The organism is Dactylosporangium sucinum (assembly GCF_014647515.1).
Taxonomy (GTDB): Bacteria; Actinomycetota; Actinomycetes; order Mycobacteriales; family Micromonosporaceae; genus Dactylosporangium; species Dactylosporangium sucinum.
The window spans coordinates 1-23,814 of sequence record NZ_BMPI01000060.1; the positions used below are offsets into that span (position 1 = coordinate 1).

At 74.0% G+C, this 23,814-nt stretch carries 24 protein-coding genes; 13 read left to right on the forward strand and 11 right to left on the reverse strand.

Features of this window, described 5'->3' with window-relative positions:
• The 6 genes from IEZ31_RS41920 to IEZ31_RS41945 form a co-directional block, all read right to left on the reverse strand.
• Nucleotides 1-1,249, reverse strand: a 1,249-nt coding sequence (locus IEZ31_RS41920; RefSeq protein WP_190255701.1) for a glycoside hydrolase family 10 protein, incomplete at its 3' end; no start/stop codon positions are given.
• A 466-nt stretch (nt 1,250-1,715) separates the two neighbouring features.
• On the reverse strand, nt 1,716-2,627 hold the full coding sequence (locus IEZ31_RS41925; RefSeq protein ID WP_229836549.1) for a DUF6807 domain-containing protein: 912 nt from the start codon (nt 2,625-2,627) through the stop codon (nt 1,716-1,718).
• A complete protein-coding gene (locus IEZ31_RS41930; protein ID WP_190255702.1) occupies nt 2,624-3,676 on the reverse strand; it encodes a Gfo/Idh/MocA family protein in 1,053 nt (350 codons plus the stop codon). The genes IEZ31_RS41925 and IEZ31_RS41930 overlap by 4 nt, the downstream gene beginning before the upstream one ends.
• A 13-nt stretch (nt 3,677-3,689) precedes the next feature.
• Nucleotides 3,690-5,345, reverse strand: coding sequence for an extracellular solute-binding protein (locus IEZ31_RS41935; protein ID WP_190255703.1), 1,656 nt, complete (start codon nt 5,343-5,345; stop codon nt 3,690-3,692).
• Nucleotides 5,346-5,363: 18 nt separating this feature from the next.
• A complete protein-coding gene (locus IEZ31_RS41940; RefSeq protein WP_190255704.1) occupies nt 5,364-6,206 on the reverse strand; it encodes a carbohydrate ABC transporter permease in 843 nt (280 codons plus the stop codon).
• On the reverse strand, nt 6,203-7,204 hold the full coding sequence (locus IEZ31_RS41945) for an ABC transporter permease (protein WP_229836552.1): 1,002 nt from the start codon (nt 7,202-7,204) through the stop codon (nt 6,203-6,205). The genes IEZ31_RS41940 and IEZ31_RS41945 overlap by 4 nt, the downstream gene beginning before the upstream one ends.
• A gap of 201 nt (nt 7,205-7,405) precedes the next feature.
• Here IEZ31_RS41945 and IEZ31_RS41950 point away from each other — a divergent pair, with 201 nt between their 5' ends.
• Both IEZ31_RS41950 and IEZ31_RS41955 read left to right on the forward strand, forming a co-directional pair.
• Nucleotides 7,406-8,452: a LacI family DNA-binding transcriptional regulator gene (locus tag IEZ31_RS41950; protein WP_190255705.1), complete on the forward strand. Its 1,047-nt coding sequence runs from the start codon at nt 7,406-7,408 to the stop codon at nt 8,450-8,452.
• 165 nt (nt 8,453-8,617) lie between these two features.
• Complete coding sequence (locus IEZ31_RS41955) at nt 8,618-9,103, forward strand: DinB family protein (protein WP_190255706.1); 486 nt, start codon at nt 8,618-8,620, stop codon at nt 9,101-9,103.
• Here IEZ31_RS41955 and IEZ31_RS41960 read toward each other — a convergent pair.
• Nucleotides 9,100-9,957: an alpha/beta hydrolase family protein gene (locus IEZ31_RS41960; protein ID WP_229836555.1), complete on the reverse strand. Its 858-nt coding sequence runs from the start codon at nt 9,955-9,957 to the stop codon at nt 9,100-9,102. The two genes, IEZ31_RS41955 and IEZ31_RS41960, sit on opposite strands and share 4 nt — an antisense overlap.
• Nucleotides 9,958-10,155: 198 nt before the next feature.
• Between IEZ31_RS41960 and IEZ31_RS41965 the strand changes: the two genes are divergently transcribed.
• From IEZ31_RS41965 to IEZ31_RS41995, 7 genes are all read left to right on the forward strand, one after another.
• The gene (locus IEZ31_RS41965; RefSeq protein WP_190255707.1) at nt 10,156-10,356 is read left to right on the forward strand and encodes a hypothetical protein; all 201 of its coding nucleotides are present in this window, start codon (nt 10,156-10,158) and stop codon (nt 10,354-10,356) included.
• Between the two features lie 83 nt (nt 10,357-10,439).
• The gene (locus IEZ31_RS41970) at nt 10,440-10,976 is read left to right on the forward strand and encodes an RNA polymerase sigma factor (protein ID WP_190255708.1); all 537 of its coding nucleotides are present in this window, start codon (nt 10,440-10,442) and stop codon (nt 10,974-10,976) included.
• Nucleotides 10,977-10,978: 2 nt separating this feature from the next.
• Nucleotides 10,979-11,281 carry a hypothetical protein gene (locus tag IEZ31_RS41975; RefSeq protein WP_190255709.1) on the forward strand — a complete coding sequence of 101 codons (303 nt, stop codon included), beginning with the start codon at nt 10,979-10,981 and terminating at the stop codon, nt 11,279-11,281.
• Nucleotides 11,282-11,344: 63 nt separating this feature from the next.
• A complete protein-coding gene (locus IEZ31_RS41980) occupies nt 11,345-13,309 on the forward strand; it encodes a dynamin family protein (protein ID WP_190255710.1) in 1,965 nt (654 codons plus the stop codon).
• Nucleotides 13,306-13,995 carry a C39 family peptidase gene (locus IEZ31_RS41985; RefSeq protein ID WP_190255711.1) on the forward strand — a complete coding sequence of 230 codons (690 nt, stop codon included), beginning with the start codon at nt 13,306-13,308 and terminating at the stop codon, nt 13,993-13,995. The genes IEZ31_RS41980 and IEZ31_RS41985 overlap by 4 nt, the downstream gene beginning before the upstream one ends.
• Entirely contained in the window at nt 13,988-14,539 is a 552-nt protein-coding gene (locus IEZ31_RS41990) for a hypothetical protein (RefSeq protein WP_190255712.1), read from the forward strand. Before IEZ31_RS41985 ends, IEZ31_RS41990 begins: the two co-directional genes overlap by 8 nt.
• Complete coding sequence (locus IEZ31_RS41995; RefSeq protein ID WP_190255713.1) at nt 14,536-16,083, forward strand: dynamin family protein; 1,548 nt, start codon at nt 14,536-14,538, stop codon at nt 16,081-16,083. The genes IEZ31_RS41990 and IEZ31_RS41995 overlap by 4 nt, the downstream gene beginning before the upstream one ends.
• On the opposite strand, the gene IEZ31_RS42000 is transcribed toward IEZ31_RS41995, so the two are convergent.
• A complete protein-coding gene (locus IEZ31_RS42000) occupies nt 16,080-16,529 on the reverse strand; it encodes a hypothetical protein (RefSeq protein WP_190255714.1) in 450 nt (149 codons plus the stop codon). The two genes, IEZ31_RS41995 and IEZ31_RS42000, sit on opposite strands and share 4 nt — an antisense overlap.
• A 130-nt stretch (nt 16,530-16,659) precedes the next feature.
• Here IEZ31_RS42000 and IEZ31_RS42005 point away from each other — a divergent pair, with 130 nt between their 5' ends.
• Nucleotides 16,660-18,543, forward strand: a complete 1,884-nt coding sequence (locus IEZ31_RS42005) for a SpoIIE family protein phosphatase (protein ID WP_190255715.1) — start codon at nt 16,660-16,662, stop codon at nt 18,541-18,543.
• On the opposite strand, the gene IEZ31_RS42010 is transcribed toward IEZ31_RS42005, so the two are convergent.
• Complete coding sequence (locus IEZ31_RS42010; protein ID WP_190255716.1) at nt 18,540-19,433, reverse strand: AraC family transcriptional regulator; 894 nt, start codon at nt 19,431-19,433, stop codon at nt 18,540-18,542. The genes IEZ31_RS42005 and IEZ31_RS42010 overlap by 4 nt on opposite strands.
• A 61-nt stretch (nt 19,434-19,494) precedes the next feature.
• Here IEZ31_RS42010 and IEZ31_RS42015 point away from each other — a divergent pair, with 61 nt between their 5' ends.
• The 3 genes from IEZ31_RS42015 (at nt 19,495) to IEZ31_RS42025 (ending at nt 21,145) form a co-directional block, all read left to right on the forward strand.
• On the forward strand, nt 19,495-20,346 hold the full coding sequence (locus tag IEZ31_RS42015) for an NADP-dependent oxidoreductase (protein ID WP_229836558.1): 852 nt from the start codon (nt 19,495-19,497) through the stop codon (nt 20,344-20,346).
• 62 nt (nt 20,347-20,408) lie between these two features.
• Nucleotides 20,409-20,738 carry an ArsR/SmtB family transcription factor gene (locus IEZ31_RS42020; RefSeq protein WP_190255717.1) on the forward strand — a complete coding sequence of 110 codons (330 nt, stop codon included), beginning with the start codon at nt 20,409-20,411 and terminating at the stop codon, nt 20,736-20,738.
• Nucleotides 20,735-21,145 carry an SRPBCC family protein gene (locus tag IEZ31_RS42025; protein WP_229836560.1) on the forward strand — a complete coding sequence of 137 codons (411 nt, stop codon included), beginning with the start codon at nt 20,735-20,737 and terminating at the stop codon, nt 21,143-21,145. Before IEZ31_RS42020 ends, IEZ31_RS42025 begins: the two co-directional genes overlap by 4 nt.
• Nucleotides 21,146-21,550: 405 nt before the next feature.
• Here the strand turns inward: IEZ31_RS42025 and IEZ31_RS42030 are convergent, their stop codons facing one another.
• Nucleotides 21,551-22,720: an NAD(P)/FAD-dependent oxidoreductase gene (locus IEZ31_RS42030; protein WP_190255718.1), complete on the reverse strand. Its 1,170-nt coding sequence runs from the start codon at nt 22,718-22,720 to the stop codon at nt 21,551-21,553.
• A gap of 99 nt (nt 22,721-22,819) precedes the next feature.
• On the reverse strand, nt 22,820-23,764 hold the full coding sequence (locus IEZ31_RS42035) for an RNA polymerase sigma-70 factor (RefSeq protein WP_190255719.1): 945 nt from the start codon (nt 23,762-23,764) through the stop codon (nt 22,820-22,822).
• Between the last annotated feature and the right edge of the window lie 50 nt (nt 23,765-23,814).

The following is a 23,814-nucleotide window of genomic DNA, read 5'->3' on the forward strand; positions in this document are numbered from 1 at the left end:
TCCAGGCGTTGGTGATCGTGGCGCCCGAGGGCAGGGTCAGCCGCACCGACCACGAGCTCGTGGCGGACGAGCCGGCCGTGACCCGGATCGTGGCGACGAACCCGCCCTGCCACTGGTTGATCGAGACGGTGGCGGAGCAGCCGCCGGTGCCCGGGTTCGGGTTGGACGGCGACGGCGACGAGGGGTTCGACGGCGAGGGCGAGGACGGGTTGGACGGCGACGGCGAGGTCGGGTTGCCGCCGTTGAGCGCCTGCAGGACGGCGTCGTAGGCGGCCTTCTTGTTGCCGTTGCCGTCGAAGAGCAGCGGGGTGCCGCTGGCGCGCCACGAGTCGCTGTCCCGGATGCCCCACACCGTGATGCCGGTGCAGCGCGAGACGTTCAGGCAGGCCTGGGTGACCGTGCGGAAGTTGTTGGCCTGCGCGGTGCCGGAGCCCTCGATGTCCAGCTCGGTGATCTGCACGTCGACGCCGAGGTTGGCGAAGCGCTGCAGGTTGGCCTGGTAGTCGGAGGGGACCGGCGACTGGGGGTTGAAGTGCGACTGGAAGCCGACGCAGTCGATCGGCACGCCGCGGCTCTTGAAGTCCTGGACCATCGCGTAGACGGCGTTGGACTTCGCGTTCTGCCCGTCGGTGTTGTAGTCGTTGTAGCAGAGCTTCGCGCCCGGGTCCGCCGCGCGGGCGGCGCGGAACGCGGCCTCGATCCAGTCGTTGCCGGTGCGCTGCAGGTTCGAGTCGCGCCGGGCGCCGCTGCTGCCGTCGGCGAACGCCTCGTTCACCACGTCCCAGGCGTAGATCTTGCCCTTGTAGTACGTGGCGACCTGGGTGACGTGGTTGAGCATCGCGTTGCGCAGGGCCGTGCCGGACAGGTTGTTCACCCAGCCGGGCTGCTGCGAGTGCCACGCCAGGGCGTGCCCGCGCACCCGCATGCCCTGCTGCTGCGCGCGGGCCACGATCTGGTCCGCGGAGCCGTACGAGAAGCTGTTCTGCGACGGCTCGGTGGCGTCCCACTTCATCTCGTTCTCGGGCGTCACCATGTTGAACTCGCGGTTCAGGATGGTGCTGTAGGTGCTGTCGCTGAGCTTGTACGCCGCGACCGCGGTGCCGAAGTAGCGGCCCTTCTCGGCCGCCGAGGCGCCGAGCGTCGTGGCCGCGTTCGCGGTGGCCGCGAGGCTCACCACGACGCCGGTGACGAGGGCACCGACCGCCGCGACGGTGATCGCGGCCCGCGATCGCCTCCGGTTGCTGTCCATGCTGTGCCTTTCCAGTACGGTTCGCCGGAGTGCGTTTTCGAAAACGATTCGGCGGTGGGCGGGGATGAGCCCCAGCATTGTCGAGTTGGCAATCGCTGTGCAGCGCCCCTCGGCGAGCAATTTCCGGACGGGGCCCGACCAGGCCCGCGAGCGCAAAGAATGCGGTCCGGGAGTGCTGTTTTCGAAAAAGGAATACTGAAACTTTCAGCGACCGGCGACGATGTCCACGACGTCCGCCAGGGACTGTCCGGCCGCGCGGGACAGCGTGAGCGCCGGATAGCCGAGGCCCGCCGCCGCGGCCACCACGGCCGGGTCGCCGCCGACGAGGAGGCAGTCGCGGCCATCCGGACCCCGGCCACGCGCAGCCGCTCCAGCGCGGGGACGGTGTCCGGGTACGCCGCGACGGGCGGACCGGGCGGCGGCGCGTCCCGCAGGAGCACGCCGCCGGCGTCGAAGCGGACGCCCTTCACCACGCGGCCAGCCGCTCGCAGGCCGGGGCGTCGAGCTCGCCGTCGGCCACGACGACCGCGTACCGCAGCGCGAGCGTGGCCCCGGCCGGCAGGTCGACCGGGCGCAGGGCGAACGGCGCCGGGCAGACCACGGCGTAGACGCCGCTGCGGACGAACCACGGCGTCGGGTGCCCGGGGTTGCCGGGATGGTCGGCGAAGACGAGCGTCGACGACGCCCCGTCCGCGTCGTGCCGGCCGGTGAAGGCCAGCCACGGCGCGGCCGTGCCGTTGAGGTCGTCGGTGCCCTCGGCGGTCGCGGTCCGCACGGTGCCGCCGCTGAAGCTGCGCGGCCCGCGCCAGAACAGGCCGCTGTAGGCGGCGCCCGCCCGGCCCTCCGTCTCCGGGCTGCCGATCGCCAGGCCGGCCGCGCCGACGTTGCGCAGCTCGGTCGCCACCTCCAGGCGCCAGGCCCCGGCATCGGGGCGCACGGTCACCGCCAGCGAGCGGCGCTCGGCGAGGACGGCGCCGCCGTGCTCCGAGGTCCAGTCGAGGCGCTGCACCGCCAGTACCGCCGCATCGTCCGCGGACAGGGTCTCGAACCCGGCGTGGTCCTGGCTGCCGTTGTTCGGCAGCTGCGCGTAGCCGCCGTGGTCGCGCAGGTAGGTCGGGCCGCCCCAGAAGTTCTCCCGGCCGACGTTGGACAGCGCGATCGACAGGCCCTTGTGCCACACGTGGTCGTGCGGGCGGTACAGGCTGACCTCGCGGCCCGACAGCGTGCGGACCGGGTGCAGGTACGGCTTCGGCGACTCCACGCGGGCGTCCCACGGCCGGTAGACGTAGCGGAACAGCTCGCCGCCGCGCCACGACACGCGCAGCGACCGGTCGTGCTCGTGGCTGAGCGCCAGACCGGCGGGAACGGGTTCGGTCACGGTGCCTCCCAGGGTGGGCCGGAGCCCTGCATGCGGTCGTAGAAGGGGCTGCCCGGCCCGACGTCGGCGGGCCGGACCGGCCGGCCGGTGAAGGCCGACGCGTAGACGGCGGCGACGAGGCTCAGCGTCCGCCGGGCCTCGGCGGCGGTCACCGGCAGCGGCTCGCCGGCCTCCAGGGCGTCGAGCACCGCCGCGAACTGCGCGCGGTGCCCGCTCGGCCCGTCCGGCCCGGTCCATTCGGCCTTGACCGCCGCTTCGTGGCCCGGCGCCGGGGTGACCCGCCAGTTGTCGTCGCCGTAGCCGTAGAGGTGGGTCAGCTCGACGGTGGCCCACTCGAAGTCGAACCGCAGCCGGCTCTCCTCGCGCGGGGACAGCACGCTGTTGACGACGCTGGCCACCGCGCCGTTCGCGAACTCGACGAGCGCGAGCGAGAGGTCCTCGGTCGCGACCCGGCGGGCCTGCCGCCGGGCCACGGCCCGCACCTCGGTCCACTCGCCGAGGACGGCGAGCAGCAGGTCCATCTGGTGGATGCCGTGGCCCATCGTCGGGCCGCCGCCCTCGGTGTGCCAGTTGCCGCGCCACGGCACGTCGAAGTACTCCTGCGGCCGGAACCAGCTCGTGTCGCACTGGGCGACGAGCGGCCGGCCGAACGCCGCCGTGCGCAGGCGCCGGACGCCGCCGCCGAAGCGGTGCTGGAACACCGTGGCGACCGGGCCGGCCGCGGCCAGCTCGTCGAACTCGCGCAGGGTCAGCGTCGGCGGCTTCTCCACCAGCACGTGCGCGCCGGCGGCGAGGGCGGCCCGGGCCGCGTCCAGGTGCGCGCCCGGCGGGGTGCACACGTGGACGAGGTCCGGGCGGGTGGCGGCCAGGACCGCCGGCAGGTCCGCGCCGGCCCGCGGGATCCCGTGCGCCGCGCAGAACTCGCGGGCCCGGGCCTCGTCGATGTCGACCCCGGCCACGACGGTGACCCGGTCGCCGAGCTCGCGCAGCGCCTCGACGTGGATCCGCGCGATGTTCCCGGTCCCGGCGACCGCTATCCGCACGCTCACCTGAGTTGCACGCTCACTTGACGCCGAGCTTCTGCAGCTGCTCGGTGAACTCCGCGCGGACCTTGTCGCCGCCCTGCGCCTTCCAGTTCTTGATCATCTCGTCCAGGTAGGACAGTGGCTGGCGCCCGGCGATGATGTCGTTCTGGCCGTTGTTGACGATGCCGCCGAGCACCGGCTGCTTGCGCGACCACTCGTCGGAGAACAGGGCGTTGGCGATCACCGGGTCGGGGACCGAGGTGCCGATGACGGCCTTCTGGTACTCGTACGAGGTCTTCGTCGCGTCCGGGTTCCCGGGGATGAAGATGGCGTCGGGCGCGTCGACGATGTACCGGACGCCGAGCGCGGTCTGGGTGACGCCGGCCTGCGTGTAGACCGGGCCCCCGTTCTGCATGGTGTAGTGGGTGCCCGCCACGCCGTAGCGGCGGAACAGGAACTCCGCGGTGCCGAACGGGGCGGCCAGGTAGTTGCAGAGGGTCAGCAGCTCCCTGACGCGGCCCTTGTCGGCCTTCTTGAACACGGTGAAGTTGTTCGTGGCGCCGGCGCTGGACTGCCAGGTCGGGGCCCAGCCGCCGCCGTCGTACTTCGGCGGCCGCATCCCGCTGATCTTGAAGCTCAGGCCGGCGACGTTCTCGGCGTAGTACTGCGGCCAGGCCGTGTACCGGTCGGCGGTGAGCACCGCCTCGCCCGCGTTGAACCAGCGCTTCGTCGGCGCGTTGTTGGCGAAGCTGTCCGGGTGGACGACGCCCTCCTTGTACATCGCCACCACGTCCGACAGCGCCTTGCGGAACTCCTCGCTCTCCACCTGGTGGGTGAGCCTGGTGCCGTCCCACCGCCAGCCGTTGGGCCCGCCGAGCATCTGCTGGACCAGGAACATCAGGCCGCCGGCGTTGACGATCGCCCAGCGGTTCGCCTTGGCGTCGGTCACCTTGCGGCAGAAGTCGCGGAACTCGGCGAAGCTCTTCGGGTCCGGGTCGACGCCGAGCTTCTGGATCAGGTCGTCGCGGCGGAACATGAGCGTCCCGGCGACGCCGCGGGGGACCGGCACGCCGTAGATGCCGCCGTTGTACACGCACTGCTTCCAGGCGGCGGTCGAGATGGCGGCGAGGTTGGGGTACTCCTTGACCGCGTCGCCGCCGAGGAACTCGGTGAGGTCGGTGCACTTCGTCGCCATCCACTGCGGCAGGTTGCCGATGCCGGCGGGCACCCCGTTGGGCAGGAACAGCGCGGGCACGATGAGGTCGGGCAGGTCGTCGCCGGTGATGAGGGTGGAGAACTTGGCCGCCATCTCGGCGCTGGGCGTGATGGTGAGCTTCAGCTCGGTGCCGAGCCGCTTGTCGAGCTCCTGCCAGAACGGGTTGTTCTCCTTCGGCGGCGGCACCGGCGAGCCGGTGAGCACGAACGCCGACACTGTGCCACCCTTGAGCGGCGGGCCGGTGAACTGCTGGACCGGCGGGTCGGGGTAGGACAGGAACGCGTCGAGCAGGCCGTCGGCGTTGCCCGGCAGGTCGGGCTTGACCACGGTGGACGGCACGTAGGCGGGCAGCTTGACGCCCTGGTTGCGCTCGGTGGTGTTCTCGTTGCTCGTGCCGCCGTCGCCGCAGGCGGCGAGCAGCGGACCGCTCACGGCCGCGGCGGCGGCGCCGCGCAGCAGCGTTCGTCTGGTCAGCATGGCTCTCCCTTTACGAAATCAGCCCTTGACGGCGCCCACGAGGACGCCCTTGGTGAAGTGGCGCTGCACGAACGGGTAGACCAGCAGGATCGGCACGATCGAGATGACGAGGATCGCCATCTGCAGCGCCTCCTGCGGCGGCAGGTTCCCGGCGCCGACCTGGTCGACGCCGAGCTGCTGCTGGTTCACGACGTAGGTGCGCAGGACGAGCTGGACGGGCCACTTGCCCGCGTCGTTGAGGTACAGCAGCGCGGTGAAGAAGGCGTTCCAGTAGCCGACGGCGTAGAACAGCCCGATGACGGACAGCACCGCCTTGGACAGCGGCAGCACGATCCGGGTGAGGATCTGCCAGTCGCCGGCGCCGTCGATGCGCGCGCTCTCCACCAGCTCGGCGGGGATCTCCATGAAGAACGCGCGCAGGATCACGACGTTGAACGCGCTGACCACCGCCGGCAGGATCACGGCCCAGTAGGTGTCGAGCAGGCCGAGGGAGCTGACGGTGAGGTACCCGGGGATGATGCCGGGCGTGAACAGCAGCGCGCCGACGACGAGCGAGAGCACCGGCCGGTGCCCGAGCGAGCCCGGCCGGCTGAGCCCGTAGGCCAGCAGGGTGGTCGTCGCCAGGCTCAGCACCGTGCCGACGACCGTGATGAACACGCTCACCCCGACGGCCCTGGGCACGACGCCGCCGGTGAACAGCGCTTCGTAGGCGGCGAACGTGATCTCGTCGGGGACGATGACGAAGCCACCGGCCTGGACGATCTGCTCGCGGGTGGAGAGGCTGGTGGCGACGATGCCGGCGAAGGGCACCACCACCAGCGCGCAGCACAGCGTGAGGACCAGCGCCTTGAGGGCCTTCATCGCGGGCTCCGCTGGTAGAGGCCGGGCTCGCCGAACACGTGCGCGAGCTTGTTGGCGCCCAGCACCAGCACCACCCCGACCAGGCCCTTGACCAGCCCGACGGCGGCGCTGACGCCCCAGTCGCCCATGACGATGCCGTGGTTGTAGACGTAGGTGTCGAGGACCTCGCTGGCGTCGACGCCGACCGCCTGCTGCTGCAGCAGGATCTGCTCGAAGCCGACGGTGAGCGCGTCGCCGAGCCGCAGGATGAGCAGCAGGACGATGACGCTGCGCAGCCCGGGCAGCGTGATGTGCCACAGCTGGCGGGCCTTGCCGGCGCCGTCGACGGCCGACGCCTCGTAGAGTTCGGGGTCGATCCGCGACAGCGCGGCCAGGAACAGGATCATCGCCCAGCCGGCCTCCTTCCACAGGACCTGGCCGGTGATGAGCTCCTGGAACACGGCGGCGTTGCCGACGATGTCGACGGTGCCGAGGTCGTGGCGGCGCAGGAACGTGTTCAGCGGGCCGCTGCCGCCGAGCAGCTCGTTGAAGATCGACACGACGATCACCCAGGACAGGAAGTGCGGCAGGTACAGCACCGTCTGCACGACCCGCTTCCACCGCTCGGAGACGAGGCTGTCGAGCAGCAGGGCCAGGGCGATCGGCACGGTGAACACGACGCCGATCTGCAGCAGCATGATCACCAGGGTGTTCCCGAGCGCGGTGACGAACTGGGGGTCGCCGGTCGTCAGCACCTCGAAGTTCGCCAGGCCGTTCCACGGGCTGTGGAGGATGCCCAGGTACGGCTGGAAGTCCTGGAAGGCGATGACGTTGCCCAGCAGCGGCAGGTAGTGGAACGTGAGCAGCACCGCCAGGCCCGGCGCCGTGGCGAGCAGCAGCACCCGGTCGCGGCTCAGGCGGTACCGTTTCGGTCGCGGGGATGGCTCCCGTCGCCGGGGCCCGGCGGCGGGGTCGGGCACCGGCGGCGGCGTCGCCGTCGGGCGTTGCGTCTGCGTCAAGGCCGTCCTTCCGCTGGCGGTGGGCAGGGGTGATCGGCCGGGGCTGGGCGGCCCCGGCTTACGGAAAGATTCCGGAAATGTTTCCTCACGCTACGATCGACGCCCGTCTTCGTCAATGCCCGTCGATCCGTCCGTCCGGCGGCCGGCGGCCGACCCGAGCGACTGACGTCGATATTGACCGGGCGTGCTTAGAATGCCGTCGTGGCTGGGAAGAACGCGCACGAGCAGCGGTCCAGGCGGCGCCGGGGCGAGGTCACGGTGGCGGCCATCGCGGAGCTGGCCGGGGTGTCGCCGCCGACCGTTTCGAAAGTTCTGAACGGTCGGGCCGGCATCGCCGTCGACACCCGCGAGCGGGTCGAGGCGCTGCTGCGCGAGCACGGCTACCGCCGGCCCGAGGCGACGAGCCCGTCGAAGAGCGTCGAGGTGGCGTTCTTCGGCCTGGAGAGCCACCTCGCGATGGAGATCATGCGCGGGGTCGAGGAGGTCGTGCGCGACCGCGGCCTGGCCGTCGGGTTCACCGACCTGCAGGCCCGCGGCAGTGCCGGCCGGCTCACCGCCGACCGGCTCGTGGCCCGCCGCCCGGCCGGCGTGATCGCCGTCCACTCGGCGCTGTCCCCGCGGCAGTACGAGCAGCTCACGGCCAGCGGCATCCCGCTCGTCGTGCTCGACCCGACCGGCGAGCCGATGCACCCGACGCCGTCGGTCGGCGCGACGAACTGGAGCGGCGGGATCGCCGCCACCCGCCACCTGCTCGACCTGGGCCACCGGCGGATCGCGGTGATCACCGGCCCGGTCGAGTACCTCTGCGCCCGCGCCCGCCTCGAGGCCTGCCGCGCGGCGATGGACGCGATCGGCGCCCCGTTCGACCCGTCCCTGGTGCGCAACGGCACGTTCTGCTTCGAGGACGGCCTGGCGCTCGGGTTGTCACTGCTGCGCCTGCCCGACCCGCCGACGGCGATCCTGTGCGGCGACGACCTGCAGGCCCTGGGCGTCTACGAGGCGGCCCGCCAGCTGGGCGTCGGCATTCCCGACCGGCTCAGCGTCATCGGCTTCGACGACATCGAGGTCACCCGCTGGTGCGGCCCGCCGATGACCACCGTGCGGCAGCCGTTCGCGGAGATGGGCGCGGCCGCGGCCCGGATGGTGCTGGCCCTGGCCGCGGGCGAGGAGCCGGCGCCGGGCCGGGTGGAGCTGGCGACGACGCTCGTGGTCCGCGGCAGCACCGCCCCGCCGCCCCCGGCCGTCTAGCGGCCCGTCCGAAATATTGCCGCCGAGATCCAGAAACTTTCACGCCCGCGCCGCCCGCGCCGCCCACGTCCTCCGCGCCCGCGCCGCCGCGACGGCGGGGCCGGCGGGCCGCGGGGTGCCGATTGGACCGGTCGGGGTGCGGGCCGCTCGCCGTACCGTGGCCGCATGGATCGCTGCGAGGAGTGCGGCTTCGACTATGCCGGCGTGCCCGCCGAGGCGGTGCCGGAGCGGTTGCGGGGTTTCGGTGCGCGGTTCGCGGCGGCGCTCGCCGCGGTGGAGGTCCGCCGGCGCCCGGCCCCGGACGTGTGGTCGCCGCTGGAGTACACCTGCCACGTCCGGGACGTGTTCGCCGTGCAGCGCGAGCGGCTCGCCCTCGGGCTGCGGGAGGACCGGCCGGAGTTCGTGCCGATGGGGCGCGAGGAGCGGGTCGTCGCCGACGCCTACAACACCCAGGACCCCGCCGTCGTGCTGGCCGCGCTGGCGCTGGCGGCCGACGCGCTCGCGGCCGACTTCGCCCGGCTCACCGCCGTCGAGCTCGAGCGGACCGGGCGGTATCCGTGGCCGGAGCCGGCCGAGCGCACCCTGCTGTGGCTCGGCCGGCACACGGTTCACGAGGGCGAGCACCATCTCATCGACGTGGCCCGTTCCTAGCAGGCGTTGCTGCGGAAGTCCGACACCGCGAGGCCGGAGAAGCCGCAGGTGTACGGGGTGAAGCGGGAGTCCTGGTTCAGCCAGCGCTTGAACCAGGCCACCAGGGCGCGGGACAGGGTGGCGTTCGTGCTCTGCGGGAAGAAGTGGCTCGCCCCGGTCAGCTCGACGTACCCCTTCGGGCCCGCGAGCGTGTTGTAGAACGGGATCGAGTGGCTCGCCACCGGCGCGACCGTGTCGGACTGGCCGCCGACGATCATGACCGGCTCGCTCACGTTGTTCCACGTCTTGTCGCTGTTCCACGGCGCGATCGGCACGCCGGCCTTGACCAGCCCGGTGGTGTCCGCGGCGAGCGCCTCCAGGGTGCCGCCGCCGCCCATCGAGTGCCCGGCGACGCCGCGCCGGCTGCCGTCGACCCGCGCGCGCACCGCGGACGACGACGAGTTGACCGCCCAGTTCAGCGCGGCGAGGAGCTGGCTGCCCCGGCTGGCCGGCTGGTCGTAGATGCTGTTCGTCTCGATGCCGACCACGACGAAACCCCACGACGACAGCCGCGGCCCGATCCAGCTCAGGCTGGACCAGGTGGCGGTGAAGCCGGGGGAGATCGCGACCACCGGGTACTTGCCGGCGGTGGTCGGGTAGTACACGCGGCCACCCCCGAAGCCGCTGACCAGGCTGGAGATGCTCTCCGACGTGGTGGTGAAGCTGCCGTTGCCCGTGATGTTGCCGGCGGTCGGCGCCTGGCCGATCTCGTCGGCGACGGCCGGGGCGGCGGCGGCCGTGATCCCGGCCCCCATGAGCGCGAACACCATGGCGGCACGGACGAGGAACCGGATGGCGGGGTGTTGTCGTTGCAAGGCTGCACTCCCTCTGGCTCGGGGTCTTACTTCGACGCTCGTCAGTGTGTGCAGCTCCCGCCCGGGCCGGGATCGGCGAAATCACCGGTGTTCGCGCCCCGCGGCACGACGGCACGAGATCCCGGGAAATGAGCGGGAACTTTTCCGCGGCGGGCGCGATCAGACCCCCCGACGACCCGACGGGGAAGGAGCCCGGCAATGCAGGACTGGGACGACGACGGCTTCGCCGACGTGCACGAGGACCGCGCCGAGCCGATCGCCGAGGAGGATCCGGACACCATGCTGGGCACGGCGCTGGACGTCGACGGCCAGACGGAGGACGGCAACCCGGTTGCCTGGTCGACCTCGTACAACGAGTACTACGACACCGTAACCGGCGGGACGGTCGAACCGAAGTAACCGCTCGTGCGACCGTGTTCCAGGTGCGCGACGGTTACCGTGATCGCGAGCAGGCGGCGGGCACACGCACGGTCAGGTGACGGGTGGAAGACGAAGCGACCCTGGTCACGCGCGGTGCGTCCGGCGACCAGGCGGCGTTCGCCGAGCTCGTCACCCGGCATCGGTCGATGATCCACGCCGTCTGCGTGCGCATCACCGGCGACCCGCAGGCCGCCGCCGACGCGCTGCAGGAGACGCTCATCCGCGCGTGGCGGGGGCTGCCGAAGTTCCGCGGCGACGCCCGGTTCTCGACCTGGCTGTACCGGATCGCGGTGAACGCCGCCGTGGCCGAGGCGCAGCGGGGCGCCGACCGGCCGCAGCCCGTCGACCCGTTCGACCTGACCCCGCCGGCCGGCGCCGGGCCCGCGTTCGCCGACACGATCGCCGACCGGCTCGCCGTGCAGGCGGCGCTGCGGCGGCTGCCCCCGCAGTACCGGGCGGCGATCGTGCTGCGCGAGTGCGCCGACCACTCGTACGAGGAGATCGCGGAGATCCTGCAGATCCCGCTCAACACGGTGAAGAGCCGCATCTCCCGGGCCCGGCAGGCGCTCGTGTCGCTGCTGCAGCCGGATGGGGTGTGAGCGTGAGCGACTGGCTGGACATGTCGGTCTTTCCCGACCTCGACCCCGACGCCGCGGTGCGCCCGCAGGACCTCGCGGCGCTGCGCGACGGCATCGGCGCGCCGGTGGCCGGGCTGCCCGAGGAGGACTGGGCGCACCTGCTCGACGTGGCGTTCGACCCGGGCGACGACCTGGTCGACGTGGCCGCCGACGGCTTCGACGACCCCGGCTACGACGACGGGTTCGAGGCCCCGGACCAGGATGTGCCCGAGGTGGCCCAGGACGGACCGGATCACGACCCGGATGACGACGAGGACCTCTGGTGACCGGGAACAAACCCGCGAGCCGGGCCGATCTGCACCGCACCACCACAGGAAAGGGCTTCGGGGATGCGGGATTTCGACGCGGTACGCGATGACGTGCTCGCCCTCTTCGGCGAGCTGACCGACGCGGCCCGGCGGCGCGGTGCGGCGACGGCGGTCGGCCGGCTCGACGCCGCCCACCAGCGGCTGGCCGACGGGCGGCTGACCGTGGTCGTCTGCGGCGAGTTCAAGCGGGGCAAGTCCAGCCTGCTCAACGCGCTGCTCGACGAGTGGCGCAAGCCGTTGCTGTTCCCGGAGGCCGGCGAGATCGCCACCAACGCGGTGACGACGGTGTCGTACGGGGCGAAGGAGGAGATCGACGTCCTGGTCGAGACGCGCACCGGGACCGAGACGGTGTCGATCGGCCGCGACGAGATCGCCACGTACGTCACCGAGAGCGGCAACCCGCACAACGCCCGCCGGGCGCGGCTGCTCAACGTGACCACGCCGAACCCGAAGCTCGCGTCGGGCCTCACGCTCGTCGACACGCCCGGCGTCGGCAGCGTCCACCAGGAGCACACCGCCATCACCATGGCGTTCCTGCCGAGCGCCGACGCGATCGTCTTCGTCGCCGACGCGACCCAGCCGCTGCTGGAGAGCGAGCTGCGCTTCCTCGGCCGGGCCGCCGACGCGGTCGCGGCCGGCGACTCGACCGACGCGCTGCAGTTCGTGCTCACCAAGACCGACGGCGTCGCCGACTTCTCCACGATGCTCGCCAACTCCCGCAAGAAGATCGCCGACACGCTCGGCTGGCCGCCGGAGCGGGTGGTCATCACCCCGGTCTCGTCGCACGCCAAGCGCGACTACCTCATCGACGGCGACGACGAGGACCTGGAGCTGTCGAACTTCGTCGAGTTCGAGACCCGGCTGTGGACCGCGCTCGGCCGGTGGCGCGCCAAGCGGCTGCTCGGCGACGCGCTCGGCGAGCTGGAGCGCGGCGCCCAGGGCCTGCAGACGCCGCTCGACGAGGCGATCGAGGCGCTCGCCGACGAGACGAAGCAGCGGGTCGGTGAGCTGACCAAGCAGGCCGAGGAGCGCCAGGCCAAGCTCAACGAGCTGCAGCAGGGCTCGGCCGGCTGGCGGCGCGACCTCGCGGACGAGCTCAACGGCATCGGCCGGCAGCTGGGGCACCAGGGCCAGCAGCGCCTCGACAAGGTCTGGCAGGTGTTCAACACCGAGTACCTGCGCGACGACACGTACCTGTACCACCCCGACCGGCTCGTCGGCCAGCTCACCGCCGACGCGGCGCAGGTCATCGGCGAGCTCAACGAGCAGGCCAGCCGGGCGGCCGCCGGCGTGCTGCGGGAGTTCACCGCCCGCAACGGCCTCGACCTCGGCCACCCGCAGCTGGGCCAGCTGCCCGACCCGCCGGTGCCGCACCTCGAGATCCACGGCGACCTGCACGGCGAGAACCGGCCCAACCCGATGAAGCGCAAGCTGCGCGACGCGGGCCTGGGCAGCGGCGTCGGCGCGGCGATCGGCGGGTTCCTCGGCAGCGTCCTCTTCCCGGGCGTCGGCACCGTCATCGGCAGCGCCCTCGGCAGCCTCCTCGGCAGCGCGGTCGGCTACCGCAGCGGCGCCCAGGACGAGCGCAAGGCCGAGCGGCAGTCCCGCCGCAGCAGCCTGCAGAGCGAGCTGCGGCTGCTGGAGCAGGAGCAGCGCCGGCACGTGACGTCGGCGGTGCAGGAGGCGATGCGGGTGTTCGCCCGGATGGTCGTCGCCGAGCTCGACAGCCGCATCGCCCAGGAGCGCGAGACGGTCCGCGACCTGCTGCCGCGGCTCGCCGACGCGCGGCAGGCCACGCAGGAGAAGGCGCGCCAGCGCACCGCCGAGCTCAACGCCGAGAAGGCGCCGATCGTGCGGGCCCGCGGCCGGATCACGGCCCTGGTCCGCGACGTCGACCGGCTGTCCACCGCCACGGCCACCGTGAGCGCGCCCACCACCCCGGCCCCACGCGCGGCCGCCCACGACGACGACTGGGCGGACGCATGAGCGAATTTGAGAACCTCGCCGATCACCTGCACGACCTCATCGACATCATCACCGGGCACGACGACGACCACCACCAGGACACGGTCGCCGAGCCGCTGCCCGACCACTCCCACGACGACGACCCGGCCGTGATCGGGGAGCCGGCCGCGGGGGCCGAGCACTGGCACATGCAGGAGCGCGCCGACACCTGCGCCGTGGCCAGCCAGGAGTTCATCCTCGACGAGCTGACCGGCGTCGACCACAGCGAGGCCCAGCTCACCGAGATCGCCGAGGCGCACGGCTGGTACCAGCCCGGCGGCGGTACCGCGATGGCCGACGTCGGCAACATCCTGGAGTACTTCGGCGTCCCGGTGCAGCGCGAGTACGGCGCGACGCTGGAGGACCTGCAGCACGCCCTCGACGGCGGGCAGAAGGTCATCGTCGGCGTCGACTCCGACGAGATCTGGACCCCGGGCCACGACCCGGACGAGCCGCTCGACGCCTACCCCGGCATCCCCGGCCAGGGCGCCGACCACGCCGTGCAGGTCACCGGCGTCGACTACAGCGACCCGGCCCACCCGGTCGTCGTGCTCAACGACCCCGGCACGCCCGACGGCGGCGGCGAGCGGGTGCCGCTCGAGGCGTTCCTCGACGCGTGGGAGGATTCCGGCAACTACCTGGTCACCGCGGGGAGCGGGCATGCCTGAGCCGTCGACCACCCGCACCGGCAAGCTCCTCGCCGACGTGCGCAAGATGCCGCTGTTCCGGCAGCTGGCGCCGATGGAGTCCGGCGTGGGGTGGCCGATCCCGATGCGGCACCGCCCCGCCTGGCACGGCGACACCGCGGTGTTCCTGAAGCTGCCGCTGTACGGCTACCAGCGCGCCGAGGACGGCAGGGGGGCCTCGCTCTACCCGCCGTTCGCGACGCTCACCGTCGACTGGGCGACGGGCCGGCCGATGGAGTACGCCGACCTGCGGTACACCCGGCCGTGGGACATCAGCGGCCGGCCCGGTGCGGTCGGCACGTTCCCGCACGACGCCGTCCGCGGCAGCGTCCGCGAGTACATCGCGGCGAAGGAGGCGCTGCTCGCGCTGTACGACGAGATGCTCGACGCACTCCAGGAGGGCGTGCCGTTCGGGGCCGCCGACGAGTTCGGCGCGGCGCTGTCGCGGCTGATGGAGCCGAGCCTCCTGCCGTACTACCGGATCCTCGGCGGCAAGTTCGTCGAGCGCTTCCTGGGTCCCGCATGACGGGTTCGGAACTGCGGGAACGGGCGCGGGCGGCCTTCGCGACGGCGGCGGCCGCGCTCGGTACCGGCGAACCCCTGCGACCCGTCCGGGAGGCCCTCGCCGGGCACCGCGTGCGCCTCGACGCGCCGATGCCGGTCGCGCTCGTCGGGCGGGTCAGCTCCGGCAAGTCGACGCTCGCCAACGCCATGCTCGGCGGCGAGCTGGCGCCGACCGGCGTCGAGGAGCTCACGTTCAACGTGAACTGGCTGCAGTACGGTGCGCGCCGCGAGCTGACCGTGCACTTCCGCGGCGACCGCCGGCCCGAGCGCCGCGACGCCGCCGAGCTGGCCGAGCTGACCGTCCGGGCCCGCGACGGCGACGTCGAGCGGCAGCGCCTGCTCAAGGCGATCGACTACCTGGTCATCACGGATCCCAACCCGTACCTCAAGGCGTTCGACCTCGTCGACACGCCCGGCCTCGACTCGGTGTTCCACAACGACTCGCAGAACACGCTGCGCTTCCTCGGCCGCACCGGCGACGAGGTGCGGGCCGCGTCGGAGGCGCAGGCCAGCAAGGCCGACGCGCTCGTCGTGGTGTTCGCCCGCGGGCTCGCGGCCAACGAGGAGGAACTGCTCGCCGACTTCGTCGGGCCCGGGTTCGGCGGCAGCGGGCCGATCACCACGATCGCCGCGCTCACCAAGGTCGAGCTGGCCTGGCCGCAGCACCCCGACCCGATGGCCGAGGGCCGGCACCTCGCCGAGCGGGTGATGGCCTCGGCCGGCGCCCGGCGCGTGCTCTACGACGTGCGGCCGGTTGCCAGCCTGGTCGGCGCGGCCGCGGCCACGTTCACCGAGGACGAGTTCGGCTCGCTCGTCGAACTGTCCACGATGGACGCCGAGAGCCTCGAGCGGCGGCTGCGCCGCGGCCCGTACTTCGCGACCCGGGAGTACGACGACGTGCCGGTGCCGCCGCAGCGCCGGGCGCCGCTGCTGCGCCGGTTCGGGCAGTACGGCATCGCCCTCGCGACCGGGCTGCTGCGCGACGGCGTCGCCGACCCGGCGTCGCTGCGGGCCGAGCTGACCGCGCGCAGCGGCATGACCGAGTTCAAGCGGCTCCTCGTCGACCACTTCGGCAACCGCGCCGACCTCATCAAGGTGCGCGGCATGCTCGACCACGTCTACCAGCTGCGTGACTCCCTCGCCGACCGGCTGCCGCCCCGCGACCGGATGACCCTGCTCGACGCGGTCGGCCCGCTGCTGTCGCTGGACCACAACGAGCACGCCTTCAAGGAGCTCGACGTGCTGCGGCACTACTACGACGGCGAGCTCACGTTCACCGAGGAGGACGCGGCCGACCTGCTGCGGGTCACCGGCGAGCACGGCACCGGCCTCGCCGCCCGGCTCGGCCTGCCGCCCGGCGCCACCCGCGAGGAGCTCGCCGCCGCGGCCCGCGAGCGGCTCGGCGGCTGGGCCGAGCGCGACCTCGACCCGGCGTACGCCGGCCGCAGCCGCCGCGCCGTGCAGATCCTGCGCCGCAGCTACGAGCGCCTGGTCGGCACGATCTAGCTCCCGAGCACCCGCAGGGTGAGCGCGGCCAGGCCGGCCAGCACCGCACCCGCGTGGCCGGAGCGCAGGCCCGCGCCGCGGACGGCCACGTCGAACGTCCGGCCACGGGCGGCCACGACGTCGCCCTCCCGGTAGGTCTCGTACGGCGACCCGGCGACCGGCGCCACGCCGAAGTCGGCGCCGGCCGGCTGGCGCTGGAACCCGGCCCGCAGGTGCTCGAAGACGCTCGGCCCGCCGCGCGGCTGGACGTCGACCGCGGCGGTGGTGCCGTCGGCGAACCGGACCGTCCAGCCGATCCCGGCGACCGGGTGGCGCAGGTACGCGCTCAGCAGGTCGGGCGGCACCGCGGCCAGCCCGAGCGGGTGACCGACCGGCACCGGCGGCAGGGCGGACAGGTCCGGTGGACCGCCCGGGTCGCCCGGCTGCCGCCTGAATCGTCCGATCATGCGGCCATGGTGCGGCCGGCGGGCCCCGCCGTCTTGCGACTGACGCAGGCCGGACAGTCCGCCGCCCGGGCGGCCGGCGACGGACGGGTGGTCTGGCCCGGCGGGACGAACGGATGCCAGGATGGGCCTCATGGAGCCCGGGCCACTGCAGTCAGCCATCGAACAGGCGCCATACATCCTGATCGTGTGCGAGGGGCCCGACCTGCGCATCGCCGCCCTCAACGGCACGGCCCGCGCGCTGTTCCCCGGCCGTGACCCGGTCGGCAAGCCCATGCGGGAGGCGTTCGCCGACCTCGCCGGGCAGCAGTGGATCGACCTCTACGCCCAGGTGTACCGCACCGGCACGGCGATCACGGGGCAGGAGTGGCGGGCCCACATCGCGCTGCCCGACGGCTCGACCCGGGAGCTCTACGCCGACTTCAGCATCACCCCCTGGCGGCACCCGGACGGTGGCATCCGGGGCGTGATCGGCGGCGGCACCGACGTCACCGAGATCGTCCGGGCCCGCCTCGCCGCCGAGCGCCACGCCGAGGAGCTGCGGCAGCAGTACCGGCGGGCGCGGGACGTCGTCGACGCCCTCCAGCAGGTCCTCCTGCCGCGCGGCCTGCCCGTCCTGCCGGGCGCCCGGATCGCCGCCAGCTACCTGCTCGCCGCCGCCGACACCTCGGCCGGCGGCGACTGGTTCGACGCCGTCGTGCGCCCCGACGGGAGCGTCGCGCTCGTCGTCGGCGACGTCGTCGGGCACGGCGTGACCGCCTCCGGGGTCATGGGCCAGCTGCGGGCCGTGCTGCAGGACCGCCTGCAGGGCGACGGCGACCCCGGCGCGGCCCTCGCCGCCGTCGACCGGCTGGCCGGGCGGCTGACCGCCGCCCACGCGGCCACCGTCTGCGTGGCGCTGCTCCGGCCGGACGGCACCGTCGGGTACTGCACCGCCGGCCACCCGCCGCCGCTGCTCGTGCCGGCCGGCGGTGCCGCCCGGTTCCTCGACGTGACCGGCGGCGGGCCGCTCGGCACCGGCGGCCGGTTCCCCGTGCGCGAGGCCCGGCTGGCGGTCGGCGACGTGCTGCTGTTGTACACCGACGGGATCGTCGAGCGGCCCGGCCGGACCGCCGCCGAGGGCACCGGCGAGCTGGCGAGGGTCGCCGCCGACGCGGTCGCCGGGCGGGCCCTGCGGGCGCCGGACGCCTCGCCGGCCGAGCGGGCCGCCACCCAGCCGGTCGAGCTGCTGGTCCGGGCGACCGGCCACGCCGACGACATCACGCTGCTCGCCGTGCAGCGGACCGCGCCGCCCGCCCCGCTCGACCTGGAGCTGGGGGCCGACCTGTCCCGCCTCGCCGGGCTGCGCCGGGCCCTCGCGGGCTGGCTGGGCGGGTTCGGCGCGGCCGGCGACGACGTGTTCCTCGTCCAGCACGCGGTGGGGGAGCTGGTCACCAACGCGATCGAGCACTCGCTGAGCGACGACGTCGTGGCGCTGCGGGGCGAGCTGACCGGCGACGGCGAGGTCGTCGTCCGGGTCGCCGACCGGGGCACCTGGCGCGAGCCGGACCACGTCTCCGAGCGGGGCCGTGGCCTCGCGGTGACCGCGCAGCTCGTCGACGCGCTGCGGCTGGACCGGGGATCCGGCGGTACCGTCGCCGAGGTCCGCCACCGGCTCACCCGCCCGGCGTCGATGCTGTCCCCGGCCGCGCCGCCGCCGGCCGCCGTGCCCCGCCCGCGGCCGCCCGCCGAGCTGTCCATCGTCGACACCGGCAAGGGCAGCGTGACCGTGGCCGGTCCGGTCGACGCGGCCACCGCCGCCCGGATGCAGCACGAGCTGCTGTACCGCTCGCGGGGCGGCGTGCTCGACCTGACCGTCGACCTGTCCGGGGTGACCCACCTGGCCAGCGCGGGGGTCGCCGCGCTGCACACGGTCGCCGCCCGGCACCGGGCCCAGGGCAGCGCGTTCGTGCTGCTCGCGCCGGAGGGCAGCGCCGCCCGGCACGTGCTGTCGCTGGTCGCGCTGCCGTTCGGCTAGCCGGTCGGAGCGCGGCGGAAGCGGCCCGGGGCCGTGCCGAAGTGGCGCTTGAACGCGGTCGCGAACGCGAACTCCGAGGTGTAGCCGACCCGCGCGGCGACGGCGTGCAGCGGCGCGCCGTCCTCGCGCAGCAGGCGGGCGGCGGTGGTCATGCGCCACCACGTGAGGTACGTGCGGGGCGGCTGACCGGCGAGCGCGCCGAACCGCCGCGCGAACGGTGCCCGGGACAGCCCGGCGACCCGCGCGAGCGACGCGACGGTCCACGGCGCGGCCGGGTCGGCGTGCATCGCCTGCAGGGCCGCGCCGACGGCCGGGTCGCGCAGCGCCGCCGCCCAGCCCGGGCCGGTGTCCTCGTCGATCCGGGTGCGCAGGATGTACAGCAGGAGCAGGTCGAGCAGCGCCGGCACGAGCGCCTCACCGCCGGGCCGCGGCGGCCGCTCCAGCTCGCCCGCGAGCAGCCCGACGGTGGCCCGCAGCTCGGGGCTGCGGGTCAGCTCGGCCGGCAGGTGGACGAGCTCGGGCAGGCTCCGCAGCAGCGGATGGGTCCGGCGCGGGTCCAGCTCGTACGCTCCACAGAGGACGATCCCGTCCGGACCGTCCACAGCAGACGGCAACGGGAGGCCCGGCTCGCACGGCTGGATCGGCGCGTCCGGGTCGGCGGCCAGCGCGTGCCCGCGGCCGTGCGGCGCGAAGAGGACGTCGCCGGGCGCGAGCGGCACCGGGTCCGCGCCGTCCGGCAGCAGCCAGCACCGGCCGCGAAGGACGACCTGCACGCCCGCCGCGCCGGGGACCGACGCGAACCGCTGGCCCCACCGGCCGCGCCAGGCCAGCCGGACCGACACCGGGCGGCCGGTCCGCAGCAGGGCGATCACATCGCTGAGCACGTCCACGTATGAAAACGGTACTCCGCCGCATGGATCGTCTCGGTCGGGCCGCCTACCGTCGAGCGGTGTGAGAGCTGTGCGAATGCACGCCTACGGCGACGCGTCCGTGATCCGCGTCGACGAGGTGCCCGTGCCGGTACCCCTGCCGCATCAGGTCCTCGTGCGGACCGCCGCGACGTCGTTCAACCCGTCCGAGGTCGGCCTGCGGCTGGGGCTGCTGCGGGGCATGTTCGAGCTGCCGCTGCCCCACACCCTCGGCTGGGACCTGGCCGGGACGGTCGAGGGGACCGGCGAACGGGTGGTGGGGCGGATCGACACCGGGGCGGCGGCGCAGTTCGTGGCCGCGGACCGTTCGCTGCTGGTCGCGGCTCCCTCGACGGTACCGCTGGAGCACGCGGCCGCCCTGCCCGTGGCCGGACTGACGGCGTGGCAGGCGGTGTTCGAGCACGGCGCGGTACGGCCGGGGGAGCGGGTGCTGGTCAACGGGGCGGGCGGCGGGATCGGGGGGTTCGCGGTGCAGCTCGCCCGGCACGCGGGCGCTCACGTGGTGGCGACGGCGTCGGCGCGCAGCGCTTCGGTGGTGCGGTCGCAGGGCGCCGCGGAGGTGCTGGACTACCCGGCGGGGCCGCTCGACGCCCTGCTGCCGGCGCCGGTCGACGTGGTGCTGCACCTGGTGCCGGGGCCGGTGCCGGACGGGGTGCTGCGGCCGGGCGGCCGGCTGGTGTCGGCGACGACCCCGGGGCCGTCGCACTTCGTGGTGCGCAACGATCCTGCCCAGCTGGCCGCGCTGGTCGCGCTGGTGGACGCCGGGGCGGTTGTGCCGGATATTTCGGACATTGTGGATTTCGGGCGAGTGGCGGAGGTGCATCGCGCGGCCGAGGCGGGTGCGGTGCGCGGAAAGGTGCTGGTCGTGCCGTAGGTCCGCGGGAATGCGTCGGAGATTGTTGACGTGTCGGAACCTTCCGACGCATGATGGAGCGCGTGACGGAACAGGACGTGTTCGCGGCCCTGGCGAACCCGGTGCGCCGCCAGTTGCTGGAGGCGCTGCGGGACGGGCCGCTCGCGGTCAACGACCTGGCGGGCCGGTTCGCCCTCGGCCGCCCGGCGATCTCGGAACACCTCGCGGTGCTGCGGCACGCGCGGCTGGTCCGCGAGGAGCCGCGCGGCCGCCATCGGTTCTATCACCTGGAGCCCGCCCCGCTCGCAGGCGTCCAGGACTGGCTGCATCCGTTCGAGCGGTACTGGCGGGATCGCCTCACCGCACTCCGTGACGTCATCGCTGCCGACCTCGCCGAGGAGGAACATCCGTGACCATCGACACCACCGTGATCCAGTGCGACCAGTTCATCGCCCACCCGCCGGCCGTGGTGTGGCGCGCCCTGACCGATCCCGTGATGCACGCGAAGTGGTGGGCGCCCGGCGACGTACGCCCGGTCGTCGGGCACCGCTTCACCCTGGACATGGGCAGGTTCGGCCACCAGCCGTGCGAGGTGCTGGAGGTCGAGCCGGAGCGCCTGTTCCGGTACACCTTCGCCGAGGGCTCCCTGGACACCACCCTGACCTGGCGGCTCGAGCCGGAGGGGACGGGCACCCGGCTGTTCCTGGAGCACGCCGGCTTCGACCCCGACTCCCCGCTCGGCCGGCAGGCCCTGGAGGGCATGGGCAACGGCTGGCCCGCCATCCTGTCCAACATGACGAGCGCCCTGTCTCGCCCCTGACCCTCCACGCCCGCCCGTCCCCGGCCCGCTCTGCGCGCCCGCCCCGCCCCTGACCTGCTCCGCGCGCGCCGCCCCTGACCTGTTCCGCGCGCGCGCCGCCCCTGACCTGCTCCGCGCGCGCGCCGCCCCTGACCTGCTCCGCGCGCGCCCCGCCCCTGACTCGCTCCGCGCCCCCGCGCGCCGCCCGCCCCGCCCCACTGCGCCGATCTTGGAGTTGTGGTTCGGATATTTCATGGAATATCAGGCCGAATCGGGCACCACAAGTCCAAGATCGGCGCAGTGGGGCGGGGCGGACGCGCGAAGCGGGCGCAGTGAGGCGGGGCGCGCGCGGGGCGCGCGCGGTGAGGCGGGGCGGGCCGGCGGGCGGGCGCGCGGAGAGGCGCGCCAGCGACGGGGCGGGCCGGGTTACGCCGTCGGGGTCAGGTGTTCCGCCGGCGTCACGCGGTGGCGGCGGGTCGGCAGCAGGACCGTCGGGTGGGCCACGCTCCACCCCGCGCCCGCGCACACGAACTCCTTGATCCGCGCGGCCGCCCGGCCCGTCACCGCGGACGGCTTGGCCCGGTCGTCGGGCGTCACCAGCTGGATGATCCCGTCGCGGCGGCCCAGGCTGATGCACTGCACGAAGTACCGGATCGGGGTCACCGGCACCGGCCGGCCGGTCAGGCGGGCGGCGATGGCGTCGGCCGCCTGCCACGCCATCGGGATGCCCGAGGCGCACGACATCCGCAGCGGCTTGCCGCCCACGCCGGGGGCGAGGCCGGCGTCGCCGACCGCGTACACGTCCGGGTGCGAGACCGAGCGCATGGTCCCGTCGACCACGATCTGGCCGTTGGCGGCGACCTCCAGCGAGGTCGCGGCGGCGATCGGGTGGGTGGCGAAGCCCGCCGTCCAGACGGTCACGTCGGCCGGGAGCCGGTCGCCGGTACCCGTCACCGCACCCGTCCCGTCGACCCGGGCGACCGGGGTGTGCTCGTGGACGGTGACGCCGAGCCGGTCGAACACCCGGCGCAGGTGGGCGCGGGCCTTGTCGCTCAGCCAGTCGCCGACGCCGTCGCGGGCGGCGATCGCGACGGCCAGGTCCGGCCGGCGCTCGGCGATCTCGGTGGCCGCCTCGATCGCGGTGAGGCCGCCACCGACGACCAGTACGGACGCGCCGGCGGGCAGCTCGGCCAGGCGGGCGCGCAGCCGGAGCGCGGCCGGGCGGCCGGCCAGGTGGTGGGCGTGCTCGGCGGCGCCCGGGACGTCGACGGCGGCGGTGCTGCCGAGGGCGTACACCAGCGTGTCGTAGCCGAGCTCGGCGCCGTCCGCCAGCTCGACCGACCTGCGCTCGACGTCGACGGCGACGACCCGCCCCTGCCGTACCGCGACGTGCGTGCCCGCGACGACGCCGGTCAGCGGGCGGTGCCGCAGGTCGGGCCCGGTCGCGAGCTGGTGCATGCGGACCCGCTCGACGAAGTCCGGCTCGGCGTTGACCAGCGTGATCTCGGTGTCGTCGCGGTGCAGCCGCCGGGCCAGGCGGCCGGCGGCGTGGGCACCGGCGTATCCGGCGCCGAGGACGACGATGCGGTGCTTCATGGGTGTCGCTCCTGTCCGAGTCCGAGTGGTCCGCGGTAGCGGCTCACCACCTAGACCGGACAGCGGCGCGATCCCTGACAGGGGCGGCTATGACCTGGGTCACCAGTACGCGGTGATCGGCTCCCCGGGCTCCGACGCCGCCCACTCGCGGGTCAGGCGGTCCAGCTTGGCCGGGTTGGCCTGGATGTGCACGGCCGCGACGCCGTCGGCCGTCACCTCGAGCGCCAGGACGGCGGCGACCCGGCCGTCCACCACGGCCACCACCGCCGGGGCGCCGTTGACGACCGCGGCGTACGCGGCGACGTGCTCGGCATCGATGAACCGCAGCGCGGTCGACGGCCGCAGCACGCCCCGCAGGAACCGCGCGATGGCCAGCGCGCCGACGACCGGCGTGCCGCGAGCCGGGACGGCGCCCCCGCCGTCGGCGACGCTGACCGCGTCGTCGGCGAGCAGGCGCACCAGCGGCTCGGTGTCGCCGCTGAGGGCCGCGGCCAGGAACTCCTCGGCGATCTTCCGCGCGGCGGCCGCGTCGACCTCCACCCGGGCCCGGCCGGTGGCCAGGTGCTGACGCGCCCGCCGGTAGATCTGCTGGCAGTTCGACTCGGTGAGGTCGAGCATCCCGGCGATCTCGGCGTGGGCGTAGCCGAACGCCTCGCGCAGCACGTAGACCACGCGCTCGTTGGGCGACAGCCGCTCCATGAGGGTCAGCACGGCCATCGAGACGGACTCGCGCTGCTCGGCGGTCTCGGCCGGGCCGAGCATCCGGTCGCCGGCCAGCACCGGCTCGGGCAGCCACTGCCCGACATACGTCTCGCGGCGGGCCCGCGCCGAGGTGAGCTGGGTGAGGCAGAGGTTGGTGAGCGCCTTCGTCAGCCAGGCCTCGGGCGTCTCGATCCGCTCCCGGTCGGCGGCCTGCCAGCGCAGGAACGTGTCCTGCACCGCGTCCTCGGCGTCGCCGGCCGAGCCCAGCAGCCGGTAGGCGATCGCCTCCAGGCGGCCCCTGGAGCGCTCGAACAGATCGACCTCGCGCGAACTGAGCGCCATCGGGAGCAGTCTACTGCCCGGCGACGGCCCCGACGCGGAGGAGGACCTCC